At 61.7% G+C, this 18223-nt stretch carries 17 protein-coding genes and 2 pseudogenes; 14 read left to right on the forward strand and 5 right to left on the reverse strand.

The features are described 5' to 3' along the window. The first annotated feature begins 28 nt into the window (after positions 1 to 28). Together N554_RS42985 and N554_RS42695 are read left to right on the forward strand one after the other, a co-directional pair. On the forward strand, positions 29 to 322 hold the full coding sequence (locus tag N554_RS42985; RefSeq protein WP_371259482.1) for a group III truncated hemoglobin: 294 nt from the start codon (positions 29 to 31) through the stop codon (positions 320 to 322). Next, positions 319 to 453, forward strand: a complete 135-nt coding sequence (locus tag N554_RS42695) for a hypothetical protein (protein WP_256378737.1) — start codon at positions 319 to 321, stop codon at positions 451 to 453. The genes N554_RS42985 and N554_RS42695 overlap by 4 nt, the downstream gene beginning before the upstream one ends. A 72-nt stretch (positions 454 to 525) precedes the next feature. Here N554_RS42695 and N554_RS0112245 read toward each other — a convergent pair whose 3' ends face one another. Both N554_RS0112245 and N554_RS0112250 read right to left on the reverse strand, forming a co-directional pair. Beyond that, positions 526 to 921, reverse strand: a complete 396-nt coding sequence (locus N554_RS0112245; protein ID WP_029583725.1) for a membrane protein — start codon at positions 919 to 921, stop codon at positions 526 to 528. Positions 922 to 964: 43 nt separating this feature from the next. Then, entirely contained in the window at positions 965 to 1168 is a 204-nt protein-coding gene (locus tag N554_RS0112250) for a hypothetical protein (RefSeq protein ID WP_371259485.1), read from the reverse strand. Positions 1169 to 1312: 144 nt separating this feature from the next. On the opposite strand from N554_RS0112250, the gene N554_RS0112255 reads away from it, so the two are divergent. Then, positions 1313 to 2134 (forward strand): helix-turn-helix domain-containing protein, encoded by an 822-nt coding sequence (locus N554_RS0112255; protein WP_029583727.1) that lies wholly within the window; start codon positions 1313 to 1315, stop codon positions 2132 to 2134. 84 nt (positions 2135 to 2218) lie between these two features. Beyond that, positions 2219 to 2884: a DsbA family oxidoreductase gene (locus tag N554_RS0112260; protein WP_029583728.1), complete on the forward strand. Its 666-nt coding sequence runs from the start codon at positions 2219 to 2221 to the stop codon at positions 2882 to 2884. A 135-nt stretch (positions 2885 to 3019) separates the two neighbouring features. Here N554_RS0112260 and N554_RS0112265 read toward each other — a convergent pair whose 3' ends face one another. Beyond that, positions 3020 to 3964: a cupin-like domain-containing protein gene (locus N554_RS0112265; RefSeq protein WP_029583729.1), complete on the reverse strand. Its 945-nt coding sequence runs from the start codon at positions 3962 to 3964 to the stop codon at positions 3020 to 3022. Then, on the reverse strand, positions 3961 to 5199 hold the full coding sequence (locus tag N554_RS0112270; protein ID WP_029583730.1) for a GNAT family N-acetyltransferase: 1239 nt from the start codon (positions 5197 to 5199) through the stop codon (positions 3961 to 3963). The genes N554_RS0112265 and N554_RS0112270 overlap by 4 nt, the downstream gene beginning before the upstream one ends. Positions 5200 to 5425: 226 nt before the next feature. Between N554_RS0112270 and N554_RS0112275 the strand changes: the two genes are divergently transcribed. From N554_RS0112275 to N554_RS0112310, 8 genes and pseudogenes are all read left to right on the forward strand, one after another. Continuing rightward, complete coding sequence (locus N554_RS0112275; RefSeq protein ID WP_029583731.1) at positions 5426 to 5854, forward strand: YeeE/YedE family protein; 429 nt, start codon at positions 5426 to 5428, stop codon at positions 5852 to 5854. Positions 5855 to 5859: 5 nt separating this feature from the next. Continuing rightward, entirely contained in the window at positions 5860 to 6321 is a 462-nt protein-coding gene (locus tag N554_RS0112280) for a YeeE/YedE family protein (RefSeq protein ID WP_029583732.1), read from the forward strand. Between the two features lie 177 nt (positions 6322 to 6498). After that, a complete protein-coding gene (locus N554_RS0112285; protein WP_029583733.1) occupies positions 6499 to 6729 on the forward strand; it encodes a hypothetical protein in 231 nt (76 codons plus the stop codon). A 72-nt stretch (positions 6730 to 6801) separates the two neighbouring features. Next, positions 6802 to 8277, forward strand: coding sequence for a caspase family protein (locus N554_RS0112290; RefSeq protein ID WP_029583734.1), 1476 nt, complete (start codon positions 6802 to 6804; stop codon positions 8275 to 8277). Positions 8278 to 8347: 70 nt separating this feature from the next. Beyond that, positions 8348 to 10389, forward strand: a pseudogene (locus tag N554_RS35750) (pyrroloquinoline quinone-dependent dehydrogenase). Between the two features lie 437 nt (positions 10390 to 10826). Then, positions 10827 to 12770 carry a PrkA family serine protein kinase gene (locus tag N554_RS0112300; protein ID WP_029583735.1) on the forward strand — a complete coding sequence of 648 codons (1944 nt, stop codon included), beginning with the start codon at positions 10827 to 10829 and terminating at the stop codon, positions 12768 to 12770. Positions 12771 to 12789: 19 nt separating this feature from the next. After that, the gene (locus tag N554_RS0112305; protein ID WP_029583736.1) at positions 12790 to 14061 is read left to right on the forward strand and encodes a YeaH/YhbH family protein; all 1272 of its coding nucleotides are present in this window, start codon (positions 12790 to 12792) and stop codon (positions 14059 to 14061) included. Continuing rightward, on the forward strand, positions 14058 to 15602 hold the full coding sequence (locus N554_RS0112310) for a SpoVR family protein (RefSeq protein ID WP_029583737.1): 1545 nt from the start codon (positions 14058 to 14060) through the stop codon (positions 15600 to 15602). Before N554_RS0112305 ends, N554_RS0112310 begins: the two co-directional genes overlap by 4 nt. A 121-nt stretch (positions 15603 to 15723) precedes the next feature. Here N554_RS0112310 and N554_RS42990 read toward each other — a convergent pair. Next, a pseudogene (locus tag N554_RS42990) lies at positions 15724 to 15828 on the reverse strand (thioesterase); the annotation flags it as partial. Between the two features lie 68 nt (positions 15829 to 15896). On the opposite strand from N554_RS42990, the gene N554_RS0112320 reads away from it, so the two are divergent. Together N554_RS0112320 and N554_RS0112325 are read left to right on the forward strand one after the other, a co-directional pair. Next, positions 15897 to 17294, forward strand: coding sequence for an NfeD family protein (locus tag N554_RS0112320; RefSeq protein ID WP_029583738.1), 1398 nt, complete (start codon positions 15897 to 15899; stop codon positions 17292 to 17294). Next, positions 17294 to 18058: a slipin family protein gene (locus tag N554_RS0112325; RefSeq protein WP_029583739.1), complete on the forward strand. Its 765-nt coding sequence runs from the start codon at positions 17294 to 17296 to the stop codon at positions 18056 to 18058. Before N554_RS0112320 ends, N554_RS0112325 begins: the two co-directional genes overlap by 1 nt. Positions 18059 to 18223 lie beyond the last annotated feature (165 nt).

Below are 18223 nucleotides of genomic sequence, written 5' to 3' on the forward strand. Positions count from 1 at the left end.
AGCCAGAATCGGAGATTGGGAGCCGCATTTGCAGCAGATGTGCGCCTTCTGGTCCTCGGTTGCGCTAATGTCGGGCCGCTATCACGGCAGCCCGATGGTCAAACACCTGCCGCTGCCCATCGATGCTGTTCATTTCGACTGTTGGTTGGCGCTGTTTGAGACAACCGCCCGGGAAATCTGTCCTCCGGCGGCCGAAGCGCATTTCGTCGAACGCGCACGACGGATTGCCGCGAGTCTTGAACTCGGGATCGCGGGCGGGCAGGGCGTCCTGCTCGGAATCGGGGAACGATTTCGTCGTGACGAAGCGGGAGAACTCCGATGACGCGCAGGATGCAGGTCGTGACGGACAAGGAGCAGGCGAATCTGTTTTCCGGCAGTAGTCTGGTACCCATGCTTGCGGCAGGATTAGCTCTGACCCTGGTGGGGATGGTCGCCGCGGTGATGTTGAGCTGAGGACAAATAATCGGCCGCCGCGAAGCCTCGGGCTTTCGCGACGGCCGCCACGCGCAACAATCAGGCGGCCGCTCAGGCAGTCACCGCGCCGCCGCTCTTGCGCAAGCCGATATATTGCAATTCGGCAAACGCGCCTGTCGCAATCGCCTGGACTGCGACGAAGGTTTCGCCGAGCAGGTTCGGCGTCACCGCGCCGCTGAAGAGAGCGATGCTGCCGAGGGTCCATGCCGCGTTGCCGGCGATCACGATCACCACCAGGGCCTTTGGCATGGATTGGCGCGTGCCGAGCCAGCCGACCAGCGCAGTGTAGGCAATCAGAAACAGGCCGGTCTCGCGCAACAGCGCTTCGGGAAGATTCAAGAACGGCGCCAGCATCCCGGCGGCTGATACCAGCAACAGGGCACTGACGCCGCTGAAGACGGCGTCAGCCTGGATGGCGCGACGCAGAAACACGGATGGATTGATCATGGCAGTTCTCCTTTGCCTTGGGGGGTGGGGACGGGTCATGGGATCAGCGCGCGGACTGGCGGAACCAGCCTCTGATTTTTTGGAGCTGACGCAGCAGGCGGATCGGACAGAGCGTCTTGCCGACGCGGCTCTCGGCCGCCTGCACCTGCGCGAACACGAAGACGCCGGTGGTGTGCACCAGCGGTTCGGGCATGTTGAGGGTGCGCGCCAGAAGCCGGGTTACCAGATTGAGCAGCCAGGCGATCATGCCGGCAGGTGAGAAGGTGCTGGGTCGAAAAAGCGTCTTCATGGGTCATCTCCTGTGATGGCAAAGATGACCGGGCTGGATAGCGATTTCGATTACGTCAGAGGTAATGGAACGCGTGAAATTCGCATGGTAGGTTTTGGTACCATGAACGCACTCACCGCCACGGCGCGAGCCGAACGAACCCAGCCCGTCCATATCGGCGATCACCTGCGCGAATGGCGGCAGCGCCGCCATCTCAGCCAGCTCGATCTCGCGGTCGACGCCGAAATTTCCGCGCGCCATCTCTCGTTTGTGGAAACCGGCCGCGCAACCCCCTCGCGCGACATGGTGCTGAAACTCGCCGAGCGGCTGGACGTGCCGTTACGCGAGCGCAATGTGCTGCTGGCGGCGGCCGGCTATGCGCCAGCGTTTCCGCAGCGATCGCTCGACGATCCCGCGCTGAAATCGGCGCGGCAGGCAATCGATCTCGTGCTGAGAGCCCATGAACCCAATCCGGCACTGGCGGTCGACCGGCACTGGAATCTGGTCTCGGCGAACCGGATGGTGATGCCGCTGCTCGAGGGCGTCCCGGAGCGTCTGCTCGGCCAGCCGCTCAACGTGCTGCGGCTTAGCTTTCACCCGGAAGCGCTGGCGGCGCGCACCGTCAATCTCGCCGAATGGTGCGGGCATCTCCTGGAGAGGCTGCATCGGCAGTGTGAGGCAACGGCCGATTCCGAGCTGATAAAACTCTATAACGAGCTCAAAGCGTATCCGATTCCGGCGCGCTCCGGGCCGTTGTCGCCCGACAACGTCGCGATACCCTTCAAGCTGCGGTTCGGTGGCGACGTCCTGAGCTTTTTCTCCACGACGATGATCTTCGGTACGCCGGTCGACATCACGTTGTCGGAACTGGCGGTTGAAACGTTCTTTCCGGCCGACGATCTCACCGCCCAGCGGATGCGGGCGATGGCGGCCAATCTCAAATAGCTCGCTTGTGGCTCGCTTCTGGCTCCCTTGCCCGCGCTCGGAATGCCGCTTATCTCTGGGACTTCCGCAAGCGAGGAGACCGCCATGAGCACCCTAAAACCGCTTCAGATCGACATCGTCTCCGACGTGGTGTGCCCGTGGTGCTACATCGGCAAGCGCCGCATCGAGAGTGCGCTGGCGCTGACGCCGGATGTGCCGGTGGAAATTCACTGGCGGCCATTTTTCCTCAATTCCTGGGTGCCGCGCGAGGGCATCGGCCGCGACGAATACCTCACCGCCAAATTCGGTTCGGTGGAGGCCTACAAGGGCATCGCGGGGCGCGTCGTCGCCGCAGCCAATGAAGAGGGTTTGGTGTACCGGCCCGACCTGGTTAGGCGGCAACCCAACACGATCGATTGCCACCGGCTGATTCACTGGGCCGACGCGCAGGGAAAATCCGCCGAAATGAAGCAGCGGCTGATGGAATTGTATTTCCGGGACGGCGGCGATCTCACCGACACCAACGTGCTGGTGCAGGCGGCCGCCGATTGCGGGCTCGATGCCGACGACGTGCGCCGGCGTTTGGCAACCGATGAAGACGTGGAGCTGATCTCGGGGCAGGCCAAGGAGGCCTCCGACAAGGGCATCTCCGGCGTGCCTACTTTCGTGTTCGCGCAGAAATACGCGGTGTCCGGCGCGCAGCCCGCCGAACAGCTCGCCCGCGCGATCCGCCAGGTGTCGGCGGAAGTGAATGCGCAGGCGGCGGAGTAGTTGCTACAAACACCACGTCATCCCTGAGGAGTTGCGCTGTTGCGCGGCATCTCGAAGGATGGGCTACGGCAGCTGTCTGTCATCCTTCGAGGCTCGCACGAGGTCGCACTCGGGATGACGAGCCGCCTCTCGTCTTCACGCATCCTTCAAATAGTAATTCGCGCGTTTGCCGAGCGCGATGCGACGAAGTGCGCGGCGCATCGCCAGCGAAGCGCGTAGCGGCCGGATCGCTGTGGTCACGGTGCGATAGAAGGCAAGTTTCAGCGTGTCTCGCATGGGCTGCGCGCCCGGCGGCTTCTGCGGCAGACCGATGCCGCGCAGCATCGAATTGAAGAAATGCAGATCATTGAGGCGGCGGACTTCGCGCGTCTTCCAGGTGATCGCCATCGAGATCGAGTAGGAATTCGCGGCACGCACCCAATGCGGCCACTGATACGGCACATAGCAGCCGTCCCCCGCGAACAGGTGAAACTCCGTGCCGCGCGGCGCGAAGCGCTCGTCATATTTCAGGTTGCGATGCTTGGTCATCGAGCGTTCGATCTCCTCGTCGCAGACGACCGCGCGGTCAGCGTTGTCGAATATCGTGAAGAGCTTTTCGCCGTGGATGTGCACGAAAAAATTGTCTTCGCTGTCGAGATGGAACGGCGTGGTCGAATTCGGCGAGGACACGAACAGAAAACCCTCCACCTGTTCGAAGTCGGCGTCGCGCAGGCTGTTGAAGCCGCGCGCCCGCGCCACCGACAGCAGCGTGTCTTCCAGTAGCCGCCGATACTCCGGCGAATTTTCCACGCGCTTCAGCACCATCCACGCCCCGGCCGTTTCGATGCTCCGCACCACTTCGACCGGGTTGAGATCAACGCGAGGCATCGCGTCCGGATCCTGGCTGATGGCGACCTTGCCCGAATTGTACTCGATCAGGTCGCGCGGGAGCTCGGAGGCCAATTGCGCGATGCGCGGCAGCGTCAGTAGCGGATGGCCTGCCAGCTTGTGGCGGATCGCGAACGGCTTCAAGGGAAAGTCGCGTCTCAGCGCGCCATTTGCGGCCGTAATCACCGGCGCTGTTTCGATGAGGGCGGTCATGACGATCTCTCCCGGTGTTTCCTTGTGAAATGAACGGCGCGGCGCGCCGGCTCGCGGACCAGCTTTCGCAAGGTCACCGCCGCATGAATAAGGGGCACCACCGGATCGCTCGGCCGCAGCGGAATCAGCACATCGCCGATCGCAAGGCGCCCACGCCAGATCGGATTGATCATCGGGTGATCGGCACTCGCGGTGGAATCGGCCAGCGCGATGGCAGGATCGGCGCAGAGATGCCGCGTCAGTTCGAGCGTCAATTGCACGCCGGGGGAAAATTTCGCGAAGCGCTCATCGACGCCGAGCTTGAAATAAAATGCGCGGTCCTGATGCCGGAGCACGACCGCAGCCGCGACCGGGATGTCGCCGGCGCGTAGCGTCACGACCTCGCACTGGCCCATTTCGGCAAGCGCGATAGCGGCGCGGCGGGCAAAGTCGACATCGCCATTATCTTGCATCAGCGCGGTACCGCGTTTGGCCTTCCAGCCCCTGGCTTCCAGCCGCAGGAATATCTCGAGCGCCGGTGCGACCTCTTCACGCGTTCGCGCCACGTCGAAATGGATGGCGCCATGCTCGGCCAGGCGATTGCGCTGGCGGCGCAGTTCTTTCTGCTTCTTGGTGCCCAGCGCCTCGCGCAGTAACTCATCGGCATCGCTCGTGGCGTCGAGACAGGCGCGGACGTGAGACTGCAGCAAGCGCGGACGCATGCCGCCTTGCCGCAAGGTTTCCGTGAAGGCTTTCATGGCTGCGCCATCGAGCGAAACGTCGCGCAGAATCAGCGCATGTGCGCCGGCTTTCCGCGCCTCACGCATCAATCCAGCAACGGCGTCGTTCGCCATGTCGCGATCGAGCACTGGTGTGCAAAGCGTGCCATAGGGATCGGCGCTCACCAGAACGGGCAGGGGCACCTTGTAAGCGCGCCACATCGAAATGACTGGCGCGAGGCCGATCAGCCGTGCCGCGCCGTCCTGCGCTGACGAGGCGTCGCTCCACGCGCTCAGCGCCGACACGCCGGTGCGGCCCCGCGCGGAGGCGTTCACCGCCAGTGCCCAGTCGGGCAGATAATAGCCGTTCGGCTCGACGGCGCGTTCGGCCAGTGCGCGCCATTGGCTCGCGGCGATCGTCGTGAGTGGCGCGAATGCGCCGCAATCAGCCGAAGCTGCTGCCGGCTGCGCGCGGTTGCCGGGCGCATCCTTCGCAGATGCGCGACGGGCCCCCGCTGAATTCGCCAACTCGACCACGTCCCGTTCCCCGTGCGCGCGGGTTGCGGAGCGGAGTAGCGCCGCTCCTTCCACCGCGTTATCGGGAAAATGCTAGCGGAAAGATTGGAAAATACCGTTGGTGCTGCGCTTCAATTTGAGTGGTAATGTTAACCGGCTCTTCATCGTTCGGAAGCTGGAGGCTGTTGCATTCAAGCTAGCTAGCCGTACTTCCGTATGAATTTGTAACCAGGCAGGACTGAGCTCGATGGTCACCACCGCCTTTACGCCAATTGCCTCCCTCATCGGGGGCGCGCTCATCGGCCTGTCCGCGGTCATGCTGATGGCGCTAACCGGGAGAATTGCCGGCGTCAGCGGCATCGCGGCTCGCCTGCTGCCGCCTTACACCGACAATGAATTCGCCGGCCGGCTTGCTTTTGTCGCCGGACTCGTTGTGGCGCCGGTTGTTGTGCTTGTCGTGACCGGAACAATGCCCGTCCAGACTATTCAGGCAAGTGCTTTCGTTCTCACGCTCGCCGGATTCCTTGTTGGTTTCGGCGCGGTATGGGGCAACGGCTGCACGTCCGGTCACGGTGTATGCGGGCTGTCGCGGCTCTCGATGCGCTCGGCTGTTGCCACGATAGTGTTCATGGCCGCAGCCATCGTAACGGTGTTTGTAGCGCGACATTGGGGGTGAACGTCATGGCGATTGTCTCTCAGTTTGCAATTGGTCTGATCTTTGGTCTTGGACTTGTGATATCCGGCATGTCCGATCCGGCGAAGGTCCTCAACTTTCTCGATCTCGCCGGCATTGGTTCGGGCACCTGGGATCCAAGCCTCGCCTTTGTCATGGCCGGGGCCGTGGCCGTAACCTTTGTCGGCTACAATCGGATTCAAAAGCAGCCGCGGCCGGTCTTTGGAGAAAAATTCCATCTGCCGACCAAGCAAGAGCTGGATCTCCGGATCATTTCAGGTCCCGCTATTTTTGGCGTCGGCTGGGGTCTGGCGGGCTTTTGCCCCGGTCCTGCCGTGACAGCGCTCGGCTTCGGTTCATCCGCAGCGGTCATCTTTGTCGCTGCAATGGCGGCTGGCATGATGCTGGCCCGCTGGCTCGCCGATCGCCCCTCGCTATCGCGCATCGCCACGCCGGCGGATCAAACCTGATCCGCGGGATTGTCCATCCCCGCTTCGAAAGCGCTCTTAAAATTGATCGCGGGGCCTAGATCGGCTCGCAGCATCTCGGATGCACAAGTATCCGCGGCCTCGATGCGCCGGTCCGAGCTTTGCCGTTATCTGGACGCAGAGTAAGTTGGGAATGGGGATGGCAGGGAGACAGAGGCGATGAAAACCTACACGGTTGCGGCGGTGATGCTGGCGTTGGTCGCGACGCCCGCTCACGCCCAGCTAAATGCCAAGCGGCATCAGGGCGACGAAAAGAAGGCCGAGCAGAAGAAGCCGGAAGTGGATGAAAAAGCCTACAAGGCCGCGCTAGAGCGGATTCCGGATCCCAAGGAGAAGTATGACCCGTGGGGCGTCGCACGGCCCGCGGAGCCCGCCAAGAAACCGAAATAGGCGGGTGCGACATTCGGGGCTTGAACTTTCCGACGAACGCAACCGACCTATTCGTTAGCCTGGGGTGTCCGCATGTCTCGTCCTGTCCTTCGCAATGCGCTTCTGGCCGCGGGAATGTTACTGGGTTCGCAGGCGGCGCTTGCCGAGAATCGTGTGGCGCTGGTCATCGGCCAGTCAAACTATCGTGCCGTGGTCCCATTGCCCAATCCGGCCAACGACGCCAAGGCCGTATCCCAATTGCTGGGCGACGCCGGCTTCGAAGTGCTGACGGCGGGGGATCTCTCGCAAAACGAGATGCGCGAAAAGATCGGCGACTTCGCCGCCAAAGTGGCGGCGAAAGGCCCCGATACTATCGCACTCGTGTTCTATGCGGGTCATGGCCTGCAAATCGATGGCGAGAATTTTCTGGTGCCTATCGACGTCGACCCGAAGCGGGAAGCCGACATTCCGCTGCAAGCGGTCCGTCTCAATGACATCCTGAACACCTTGACCTCGGTGCCGAGCAAGATGCGCATCTTGCTGCTCGATGCCTGCCGTAACAATCCGTTCCCCGCCATCAACAAGAGTTCCGGGCACGGGCTGGCCATCGTCGATGCCAAGACCGCCGCTCCCGGCACCTTTGTGTCTTTTTCGACATCGCCGGGTGCGGAGGCGGAGGACGGCAACGGCGCCGACAGTCCCTATACGCTGGCGCTGCTCACGGCCGCCAAGGAGCCGGGGCTTTCGATCGAAGATACCTTCAAGCGCGTGCGCGTTTCCGTCAACAAGGCGACCGAGGGGCGTCAGACCCCCTGGGACAGTTCCTCGCTGACCGACGACTTCAGATTCTTTCCCGGTCAAGCCACCGTCGCCTCGAAGCCACCTGTGACAAAGCGCACCGTCGCTGAGTGGCGCCGCGAACTGCAGGGCAAGCCGGCCGACGTGGCCAACGAAATGATTGTGGCTGACGGCACGGACGAAGCCTACGAGGCGTTCGTCGGGCTGTACGCGCAATCGCCATTTGGCCCGCAGGCCCGCGAGTGGCTCGATCGCCATCGCAGAATGGTGGCATGGAACCATGCCGTGATCATCAACACTGCGGCGGGATATCGCGCTTTTCTTGCCCAATATGCTGACAGCGATCTCTCCGCGACTGCGCGCAAGCTCGAAGAGCGTTTGCGCAACCGGCCGAGCATCGCAACGGCCGTCACTGCCACCGCTGGCGCTTCGCCGAACGCGGCTTCAGGCGCAGCTCCCGCGGGCGGACCCAATCAGCCGACCATTGCCTCGCTCGCCGCTCCGACATGTCCCTGCGGCGCGCCGTCCTCGCCGTTGAAGAAAGTCGATCTGCCGCCCAAAAAGCGTGCCGATCCCGATCCGCCAAAGCGCGCCAGTACGCCGCCGCGCCGCCTGCGTGAAGTGGACGAGGATGTCGTGCTCTATCGCCGTCCGCTGCAACGCGACTATTATGAGCCATCTCCCGGGCCTTCGATCGGCATTGGGATTGGCATCGGGGGTTTCGGTGGCGGTCGTGGCGGCTACCAGGGCAGATCGAGGGGCGGATACTGACGCCGGACCGGCGCAGTCGGCCTGTCGAAAATGTAGCCGAAATGCGATCATCCTATCGCCGCGAAGGACGGTGCGATGCCTACTCGGCCTGTTCGCCGTCACCGTGTTGGCCGTAGCGCCGGCGCTTGGCTGGGAGCATTGGGGAGGGGATCGCGGAGGAACGCGGTTTTCGCCGCTCGCCCGGATCACGCCCGCCAATGTCGGCAATCTCGTGCGCGCCTGGGAATTTCGCACCGGCGATCTCGATAGGCGCGCGGCGGCGGTGATGGCGCGCACGAAATTTCAGGCGACCCCGCTGTTTGTCGAGGACAGCATCATCTTCTGTTCGCCGTTCAACGAGGTCATCGCGCTCGACCCCGGCAGCGGCGCGCAGAAGTGGCGATACGATCCGAAGATCAACACCAATCAGCGTCCCGGAAACCGCTACGTCTGCCGCGGCGTCGCCTACTGGGTCGACGACCAGGCACCCGAGCGCGCAGTCTGCCGCGCGCGGATTTTCATGGGCACCAACGACGTGCGTGTGATTGCGCTCGACGCCACGACCGGCATCCCCTGTGCCGATTTTGGCGCGAATGGCGAGATCAAGCTCGAAATCGGCAGGCAGTTGGAGTGGCCGGGCGAATTCCAGATCACGTCAGCGCCGGTGGTGAGCCGAGGTGTCGTCATTGTCGGCTCCGCGATATCCGACAATCGCCGCGTCGACGCGCCGCTTGGAACGGTGCGCGCCTTTGATGCGCGGACCGGCGGTTTACGCTGGAGTTGGGATCCGCTGATTCACAGCGGCATTGTCGCAGGCATGCCAATGTCTGGGCGCCGATGTCGGTAGACGAAGACCGCGGTTTGGTATTCATGCCGACATCTTCGCCGAGCCCTGACTTCTGGGGCGGCAAGCGGCCCGGCAACAACGAGCACGCGAATTCCGTCGTCGCGCTGCGGGCCGAGACCGGCGAACTGGTGTGGTCATTCCAAACCGTGCATCACGACGTCTGGGACTACGATCTGCCGGCGCAGCCGACGCTAGCGCGTATCGACACCGGCGCTGGAATGCGTGACGCCGTGATCCAGCCGACCAAGCAGGGTCTTGTCTTCGTGCTCGACCTTGAGACCGGCAAACCGATCTGGCCGGTCGAGGAACGGCCGGTACCGGAAGGCGGTGCGGAAGGCGAGCACCTCTCGCCGACGCAGCCGTTTCCCACCCATGTGCCGGCGCTGATGCCGCAACGGTTTTCCACCGTCGATGCGCTGGAGCCGTTTTTGACGTTCGGCCGCTCCGCCTGCAGGGAAAAACTCGAAAGCGCGCGCAATGAGGGACTCTACACGCCGCCCTCGACGCAAGGCACGCTGGTGTTTCCGATGACCGGAGGCGGCGTGAATTGGGGTGGTGCGGCATTCGATCCCGTGAGCCAGATGCTTTACGTCAACGTCAGCCGCGCCGTGAACATCATCAAACTGCTTCCGAGAACCGAGGCGGAAGTCTTCAAGCCTCCGCCCGGTCATGATTTCGGACCGCAGCAGGGCGCGCCCTTTGCGATGACGCGCGTGGTCGCAATGTCGCCATTGGGCCTGTTGTGCAACAGGCCGCCATGGGGCGAGATGCTCGCGGTCGACCTGGCGGGCAAAATTCTCTGGCGTTCGACTGTCGGCACGACGGAAGATCGTGCGCCGCTTGGGATCGCTTTCAACTGGGGTACGCCGCTGGTCAACGGCGTGGTGATCACGGCAGGCGGACTGGTCTTCACCGGCGCGATGGACGCTTATTTGCGGGCCTTCGACGCCAAATCCGGCAAAGAACTGTGGCAGGGCCGCTTGCCGGTCCCCGGCGTCGCCAATCCCATGACTTATCTCTGGAAGGGCGAACAATATGTCGCAGTCGGCGCCGGCGGTCATTCAGAAGCCGGCACCACGATCGGTGACAGCGTCGTGGCCTTTCGTCTGGCGCGGCAGGGCGAAGCGCCTTCGCTGTGGTCCCGCACCGTCGATCGGCCCGGCGGACGGTTCTGGAGCAAGGCAATCGCTATTGTGTTCGCGATTGTGCTGACGGCGGCTGCGCTGTGGCGCTGGCGCCGACGCGCAAGACTGCGCCGAACCGGCATCTTCGACCTTAGTCGGTAATCGACGTAGTACCGGGTGGCACGAAATCGACGCAAATCGACCCGAAGCGGGCCTCAGCCGAGTCTCATTCGGAGCCGCTAATGGGGCTCGGAACGGGCCATCGCACCGACACGGACCAGGAACCAACGTATAAGCAACCTAAACCCATGGTAACTTGTTGTCTCGGCTTGGCTTCCGTAGTCTCAAGCAATGCACGGTAAATCCGCAGCCTTGGCGCCAGTATTTGCCCGGATGTTGCGGGCCGGCTACATCACACCGAAATCACATCATATGCAGGTAATGACGGCGCCGCCAGAACAACTATTGCATTGCGTAGGGGAGAGGGTCGCGTGTCCAATGGACCTATGTGCCAAGGCTGATTCGAGCAGATGCGGGAGCGCTCTGGCTCGTGGAACCAAGCAGCGCGTCCAGCAGTTGATCATATGAGGAGAGAGATCATGTACAACGATTCTCTGTTCAATGCTTTCGCTAGGTCCTACGAAGCCCGAAGCGAAACCGATATGTCGATGGCGGAATATTTGGAATCGTGTCGAGGGGATCCGATGCGATATGCTAATGCGGCCGAGCGGCTGCTAGCGGCGATTGGTGAGCCTCAAATGATCGACACGGCCAAGGACCCCCGCCTTGGTCGCATTTTTTTGAATAGGACAATGCGCGTCTATCCAGCTTTCGCTGGATTCTATGGCATGGAAGAAACGATCGAGCGCATCGTCGGGTTCTTTCGGCACGCGGCGCAAGGTCTGGAAGAGCGCAAGCAGATTCTCTATCTGCTCGGGCCGGTGGGCGGTGGCAAATCATCGCTCGCGGAGCGGCTGAAGTTGTTGATGGAGGTTCATCCGATCTATGTGCTGAAAGCCGGCGACGAACTCAGTCCTGTGTTCGAGAGCCCGCTCAGTCTGTTCGATCCGGAATCGCTGGGTCCGATGATCGAGGAAAAGTACGGGATTCCACGGCGCCGCCTGAACGGGCTGATGAGCCCCTGGTGCTACAAGCGGCTCCAGGCTTTCGGTGGCGATATTTCCCGATTCCGCGTCGCCAAAATCCAGCCCTCGCGCTTGCGGCAGATCGCGATCACCAAGACGGAGCCCGGTGATGAGAACAATCAGGACATCTCGTCCCTTGTCGGCAAGGTCGACATTCGCAAGCTGGAGACTTTTGCTCAGAATGATCCCGATGCCTATAGCTATTCCGGCGGCTTGAACCGCGCCAACCAGGGCATTCTCGAATTCGTCGAGATGTTCAAGGCGCCGATCAAGATGCTGCACCCGCTGTTGACGGCGACTCAGGAGGGCAACTACATCGGCACCGAAAATATCGGTGCGATCCCCTTTATCGGCATCGTTCTCGCGCATTCGAACGAAGCTGAATGGCAAAGCTTCAAGGCCAACAAGAATAACGAAGCCTTCATCGATCGCATCTGCGTCATCAAGGTGCCGTACTGCCTGCGGGTGACCGAAGAGCAGAAGATCTATGAGAAGCTCATTCAGGGATCCGAACTCGCGTCCGCGCCGTGTGCACCCGCGACCCTGGAGACGCTTGCGCGCTTTTCGGTCGTGTCACGCTTGCGCAGGCACGAGAACTCGACGCTGTTCGCGAAGATGCGGGTCTATGACGGTGAAAGCCTCAAGGAATCCGATCCCAAGGCTCGCAGCGTCCAGGAATACAAGGATGCCGCCGGCGTCGACGAAGGCATGGACGGCGCCTCGACGCGCTTCGCGTTCAAGGTTCTGGCCGCAACATACAATCACGACACCGCAGAGCTTGGCGCCGATCCCGTGCATCTGATGTATACGCTTGAACAGGCGATCCGCCGCGAGCAGCTCCCCGACGATGTCGAAAAGCGCTACCTCGAATTCATCAAGGCTGAGCTGGTGCCACGCTATGCGGAATTCATCGGCCACGAGATCCAGAAAGCCTATCTCGAATCCTATGGGGATTACGGTCAAAACCTGTTCGACCGCTACGTAGATTACGCCGATGCCTGGATCGAAGATCAGGACTTCAAGGATCCCGACACCGGCCAGATGCTCAATCGCGAGCTTCTCAACCAGGAACTGAGCAAGATCGAGAAGCCGGCGGGCATCGCCAACCCCAAGGACTTCCGCAACGAAGTCGTCAAGTTCTCGCTGCGGTCGCGGGCTCAGAACAGCGGAAAGAATCCGTCCTGGACCAGCTATGAAAAGATCCGGGAGGTCATCGAGAAGCGGATATTTTCGCAGGTCGAAGACCTTCTTCCCGTTATCTCGTTTGGCACGAAAAAGGATGGCGATACCGAAAAGAAGCACGGCGAGTTTGTCGCGCGGATGGTAGGGCGCGGCTATACTGAGCGTCAGGTTCGTCGGCTCGTCGAATGGTACATGCGCGTGAAGCAAGCCGGCTGAGGCGGATGCGACAGTGGCCATGCACATCATTGACAGGCGCCTGAATCCGGGCGGCAAGAGCCTTGAGAACCGCCAGCGTTTCTTGCGTCGTGCCAAGGCGCTGGTTCAGGGCGCCGTCAAGAAATCTTCACAGGACCGCGACATCAAGGATGTCCTGGAGGGCGGCGAGGTCAGCATTCCACTCGATGGAATGCACGAGCCTCGCTTTCGCCGCGAAGGCGGCATCCGCGACATGGTGCTTCCCGGTAACAAGAAATTCGTCGAAGGCGACATGCTTCCGCGTTCGGGTGAAGGTCGCGGAAAGGCCTCCGCGCCAGGCGAGGGCGACAGCGAAGATGCGTTCCGGTTCGTCCTGAGCCGCGATGAGTTTGTCGACCTGTTCCTCGACGATCTCGAATTGCCGGACCTCGCCAAGCGGAAGCTCGCTGAAGCGGAGAGCGAGGGGCGTCAGCGGGCCGGCTATACGACCTCGGGCTCGGCCGCGAACCTCTCGGTAAGCCGCACGGTGCGGCTCGCGCTCGCGCGGCGGGTCGCGTTGCGTCGACCGCGGCCGGAGACGATCGCGCAACTTGAAGCCGAGCTCGCAGACTGCGACGAGGCGCGCCGCAGCGAGCTGCTGGCCGAGATCGAAGCATTGAAGGCAAAAGTTCGCCGCATTCCGTTCATCGATCCCATCGACATCCGATACCGTCGCTTCGAAAACGTGCCGAAGCCGGTTGCCCAGGCCGTCATGTTTTGTCTGATGGACGTGTCAGGCTCAATGTCCGAGCATATGAAGGATCTCGCCAAGCGCTTCTACATGCTGCTCTATGTGTTTCTGACGCGGCGCTATCGGCATGTCGAGATCATCTTCATTCGCCATACCGACCGGGCCGAGGAGGTTGACGAAGATACTTTCTTTCACGGACCGGCATCGGGCGGCACCTTGGTGTCGAGCGCGCTGGAGGTGATGCACGAAATCGTCAGGTCGCGGTTTCGCCCGGCCGACTGGAATATCTACGCCGCCCAGGCCTCCGACGGAGATAATTCCACCTCCGACAGTGATGTCGTGCGGCGGCTGCTGACGGAGAAGATACTGCCGGTCAGCCAGTTCTTTGCCTATCTGGAAGTCGGTGAGGCCGGCGGCGGCACGTTCGATATGCCGGATTCATCGCTTTGGAGGCTGTATGAGCGCTTGCGCGCCGATGGCGCACAGCTGTCGATGCGCAAGGTCAGCGACCGCAGCGAGATCTTTCCGGTGTTTCACGATCTGTTTCAACGTCGTCGAAAACAGGAGAAAGCCGCGCCATGACCGCAACAGCGGAGCGCCTGTTCGAGGGAGCGGACTGGGACTTCCCAAAGCTGCAACGTATCCACGACGCCTGCGAAAAGATTGCGCGATCTGAACTGGGGCTTGACATCTACCCGAACCAGATCGAGGTCATCACCGCCGAGCAGATGCTGGATGCATACTCCTCGGTCGGCATGCCGCTGTTCTATAAACATTGGTCGTTCGGCAAGCATTTCGCCCATCACGAGGCGTTCTACCGCAAAGGGCTTATGGGCCTCGCGTATGAGATCGTTATCAACAGTTCACCGTGTATTTCCTATTTGATGGAGGAAAATACCGCGACCATGCAGACGCTGGTGATCGCCCACGCGGCGTTCGGCCACAACCATTTCTTCAAGAACAATTATCTCTTTAAACAATGGACGGACGCCGAGGGGATCCTCGACTATCTCGATTTTGCGAAGAATTACGTGGCGCAATGCGACGAGCGCCACGGCCGGTTGGCGGTCGAGCATACGCTCGATGCCGCGCACGCCTTGATGTCGCATGGCATCGATCGTTATCCCGGCAAGAAGACGCTCGATCTTCGCACCGAAGAAAAGCGCGCTGAAGAGCGCCGCTTGCACGAGGAGAGCGCCTTCAATGACCTGTGGCGAACCGTTCCGACCGGGCCGATCAAGAGCCCGAAATTGCTGAACGCCGAACGGCGCCGCAAGCTGCTTGGGTTGCCACAGGAAAATCTGTTGTACTTCCTGGAGAAGACGGCGCCGCGCCTGCATCCTTGGCAGCGCGAGTTGCTTCGGATTGTGCGGAACATCGCGCAGTATTTTTATCCGCAGAGTCAGACCAAAGTCATGAACGAGGGCGCCGCGACGTATGTGCACTACCGCATCATCACCCGGCTGCACGAACAGGGCCTGATTTCCGACGGAAATTTCCTCGAATTCCTGCAGTCGCATACCAATGTGGTGTTTCAGCCCGACTTCGACGATCCGCGTTTTTCGGGCTTCAATCCCTATGCGCTCGGCTTCGCGATGATGCAGGACATCGAACGCATCGTCTCCAATCCTGACGACGAGGATCGTGAGTGGTTTCCGGACATTGCCGGGACCGGTGACGTGATGGCGGTATTGCGCGACGTCTGGGCCAACTACCGCGATGAAAGTTTCATCAGCCAGTTCCTCAGTCCACGACTGATGAGGCACTTGCGAATGTTCCATCTGCATGACGATCCGGCGGAAAGCGCCGGCGTCAGGGTCGATGCTATCCATGATGAACGCGGCTATCGTCGTGTTCGTCGTGAATTGGCGCGGCAGCACGACATTGGGTTCATCGATCCCAACATCGAAGTGGTCGATGTTGACCTGGCGGGCGATCGTCGCTTGATGTTGCGCCATGCCGTAGTCAAAGGAGCTCAACTGAACGAAGGCGACACGAGGCGGGTGCTGCAGCATCTCGCCGATCTCTGGAGCTATGACGTGTCGCTCGTCGAAGCCGACGCGACAGACACAATCTTTAGAGAGTACGTAGTGAGCCCGCGTGGGTTCGCCGCGGTAGCGTAAATGATTGGCGGCGTACTGGTGATGGAGGCCGATCAGCCGATCGCAGGGTAGGCGAGGCGCTTTGCGCGCCGTCATTGCAAGTCTAGCTCGGTGGGCACGCGCGTTTATCATCGGGTGCATTGGAGGTGTCGGCGAGCGCCATCAGCGCCTGACCGCAGACGATGCCGCGGTTCCGGCACAGGCGCTCGGACAACGCCATGCGCAGGACCGCGCTCGGCTGCCGGTCCGCCGGATAGATCATATTGAGGTACGGGAAGACTACCCCCATATATCGCCTTGGTAGGGAGTCTTGCCGTGAAGATGGCGCAGGCGGCCCTTGTTGCGGCGATTGCCGCCGCTGTTCAATTTGCTCCTCTTACGCCTCTGTCGGCCGAGGAGGGCGGCAGACCCGCGTTGATGATCGAGATCGACGGAGCGATCGGTCCGGCAACCGCCAGATATGTGAAGGAAGCGCTGACGACGGCGGGCGAACGACGGGCTGAGGTCGTCGTCCTGCGCCTGAACACGCCGGGCGGCCTCGCCACCAGCATGCGCGAGATTATTGCCGATGTGCTTGGGTCCTCTGTTCCCGTCATTGGCTACGTTGCTCCTGCCGGTGCCCATGCCGCGAGCGCGGGAACCTATATTCTCTATGCAACGCATATCGCGGCCATGGCGCCGGGCACCAATCTCGGCGCTGCAACGCCGGTGCAGATCGGCGGCCCGCTGCCGGGTCTGCCAGACAGCACTCCAGACAAGGACGGCAAGGACAAAAAGGACGATGCGAAGCAGCCTGCGCCGAAGGACGCCATGACGGCGAAGGCGACGAACGACGCAGTCGCGTTGATCCGCAGTTTGGCCGAGCTGCGCGGGCGCAATGCCGATTGGGCCGAGAAGGCTGTCCGCGACGCCGCCAGTCTTTCCGCCAGCAGCGCCTTGCAGGCGAATGTTATCGATCTCATCGCACGCAGTCCGGCCGAACTGCTCGAGCAGATCACCGGCCGCACGGTCGAGGTCGCAGGTGGCGATATCCGACAGCTGGCGACAAAGGGCCTGACAATTGAGCGACTCGATCCCGGCTGGCTGATCCGATTTCTGTCCGTTATCACCGATCCCAACGTCGCTTTCATCCTGCTGATCGTCGGCATCTACGGTTTGATCTTCGAGTTTTCCACTCCGGGCGCCATAGCGCCCGGCGTGGTCGGGACGATCAGTCTGCTGCTCGGCCTCTATGCCCTCAACATGCTGCCGATCAATTACGCCGGCCTGGCCCTTATGCTGCTGGGGATCGCCTTTCTAGCCGTCGAAACCTTCAACCCAACCGTGGTTCTCGGCCTTGGCGGCATTGCCGCGTTTCTTCTCGGGGCCGCCATGCTGTTCAAGATCCAAGCACCTGGATACCAGCTGTCATGGACGGTCGTCATCATCGCGATGGCGATGATCGTCAGCATGACCGTCGTCGTGCTCGGCTCGCTCTGGCGCGCTCGCAGAAACCCGGCCCGGGTCGGGGGACAGGCCATGCGCGGGCTGCCCGCCGAAGTTCTCGACTGGTCCGGCAGCGAAGGTCACGTCTTCACTCATGGTGAGCGCTGGCAGGCCCACGGAGCGGAAGCCCTTACACCCGGAGAGGTGGTCGAGGTGGCCGGCATCAAGGACCTGACGCTTGTGGTGCGGCGGCGATCCGAAAGAACCGTCAGCGAAGGAGGTGTGTGATGATGTTAGACTATCTGAGCTATCTTGTTCTCGTAGTCGTCGTGATCATGTTTCTCGCGGCGGCGATCCGTATCTTGAGAGAATATGAGCGCGGCATCGTCTTCACGCTGGGTCGCTTCACCGGGGTGAAGGGCCCCGGTCTCTTCATCCTCATTCCGTTCGCGCAGCAGATGGTCAAGGTCGATCTGCGGGTCGTGGTGCAGGACGTGCCGCCCCAGGACGTGATCACGCGCGACAATGTCACGGTCAAGGTCAATGCCGTCCTCTACTTCCGCATCGTCGACCCGGAGCGAGCGGTCATCAAGGTCGCGGACTTTATGGCCGCGACCAGCCAGCTGGCGCAAACCACGCTGCGCTCCGTCCTCGGCAAACACGAGCTCGACGAACTGCTGGCGGAACGGGATCGGCTCAACGCTGACATTCAGGAGATCCTCGATCAGCAGACCGACGCCTGGGGCATCAAGGTGACCAACGTCGAGATCAAACATGTCGATCTCAACGAAAACATGATCCGCGCGATCGCCAAACAGGCCGAGGCCGAGCGGTTGCGGCGTGCAAAGGTGATCAATGCCGAAGGCGAGCAGCAGGCCGCCGAGAAGCTCGTCGAGGCTGGCCGGCTTCTGGCCCGGGAACCACAGGCGATGCAGCTACGCTATTTCGCAGCCCTGCACGACACCGCGAGCGAGCGGTCCTCAACCATTGTCTTTCCGCTGCCGACGGATCTGCTCACCCATCTCATTCCACAACCGGGCGTGGCGAGGTGACTTGACCATCCATGACGTTCTGCCGCCGCTGCTACCGATCTAGAGCAGAAGAATTACGGTAAGCCCGCCGGAATGGTCGCCGGTGTCCGGTTTGGCGGCCCATGACCTCGAGCGGGCTCTTGCAAACGTCCCGCGCCAGGAGGCAGACTGGCTCGGCTTGAGAGG

Source organism: Bradyrhizobium sp. URHD0069 (assembly GCF_000701345.1).
Lineage (GTDB): Bacteria > Pseudomonadota > Alphaproteobacteria > Rhizobiales > Xanthobacteraceae > Bradyrhizobium.

Bases quoted from the DNA above. Each gene is read 5' to 3' on its own strand.
- N554_RS42695 (WP_256378737.1), top strand. From the start codon at position 319: ATGACGCGCAGGATGCAGGTCGTGACGGACAAGGAGCAGGCGAATCTG.
- N554_RS0112290 (WP_029583734.1), top strand. From the start codon at position 6,802: ATGTCTCGTCCTGTCCTTCGCAATGCGCTTCTGGCCGCGGGAATGTTA.
- N554_RS0112250 (WP_371259485.1), bottom strand. From the start codon at position 1,168: ATGATCGCCTGGCTGCTCAATCTGGTAACCCGGCTTCTGGCGCGCACC.
- N554_RS0112325 (WP_029583739.1), top strand. From the start codon at position 17,294: ATGATGTTAGACTATCTGAGCTATCTTGTTCTCGTAGTCGTCGTGATC.
- N554_RS0112310 (WP_029583737.1), top strand. From the start codon at position 14,058: ATGACCGCAACAGCGGAGCGCCTGTTCGAGGGAGCGGACTGGGACTTC.
- N554_RS0112260 (WP_029583728.1), top strand. From the start codon at position 2,219: ATGAGCACCCTAAAACCGCTTCAGATCGACATCGTCTCCGACGTGGTG.
- N554_RS0112265 (WP_029583729.1), bottom strand. From the start codon at position 3,964: ATGACCGCCCTCATCGAAACAGCGCCGGTGATTACGGCCGCAAATGGC.
- N554_RS0112305 (WP_029583736.1), top strand. From the start codon at position 12,790: ATGCACATCATTGACAGGCGCCTGAATCCGGGCGGCAAGAGCCTTGAG.
- N554_RS0112255 (WP_029583727.1), top strand. From the start codon at position 1,313: ATGAACGCACTCACCGCCACGGCGCGAGCCGAACGAACCCAGCCCGTC.
- N554_RS0112245 (WP_029583725.1), bottom strand. From the start codon at position 921: ATGATCAATCCATCCGTGTTTCTGCGTCGCGCCATCCAGGCTGACGCC.
- N554_RS0112285 (WP_029583733.1), top strand. From the start codon at position 6,499: ATGAAAACCTACACGGTTGCGGCGGTGATGCTGGCGTTGGTCGCGACG.
- N554_RS0112275 (WP_029583731.1), top strand. From the start codon at position 5,426: ATGGTCACCACCGCCTTTACGCCAATTGCCTCCCTCATCGGGGGCGCG.
- N554_RS0112300 (WP_029583735.1), top strand. From the start codon at position 10,827: ATGTACAACGATTCTCTGTTCAATGCTTTCGCTAGGTCCTACGAAGCC.
- N554_RS0112280 (WP_029583732.1), top strand. From the start codon at position 5,860: ATGGCGATTGTCTCTCAGTTTGCAATTGGTCTGATCTTTGGTCTTGGA.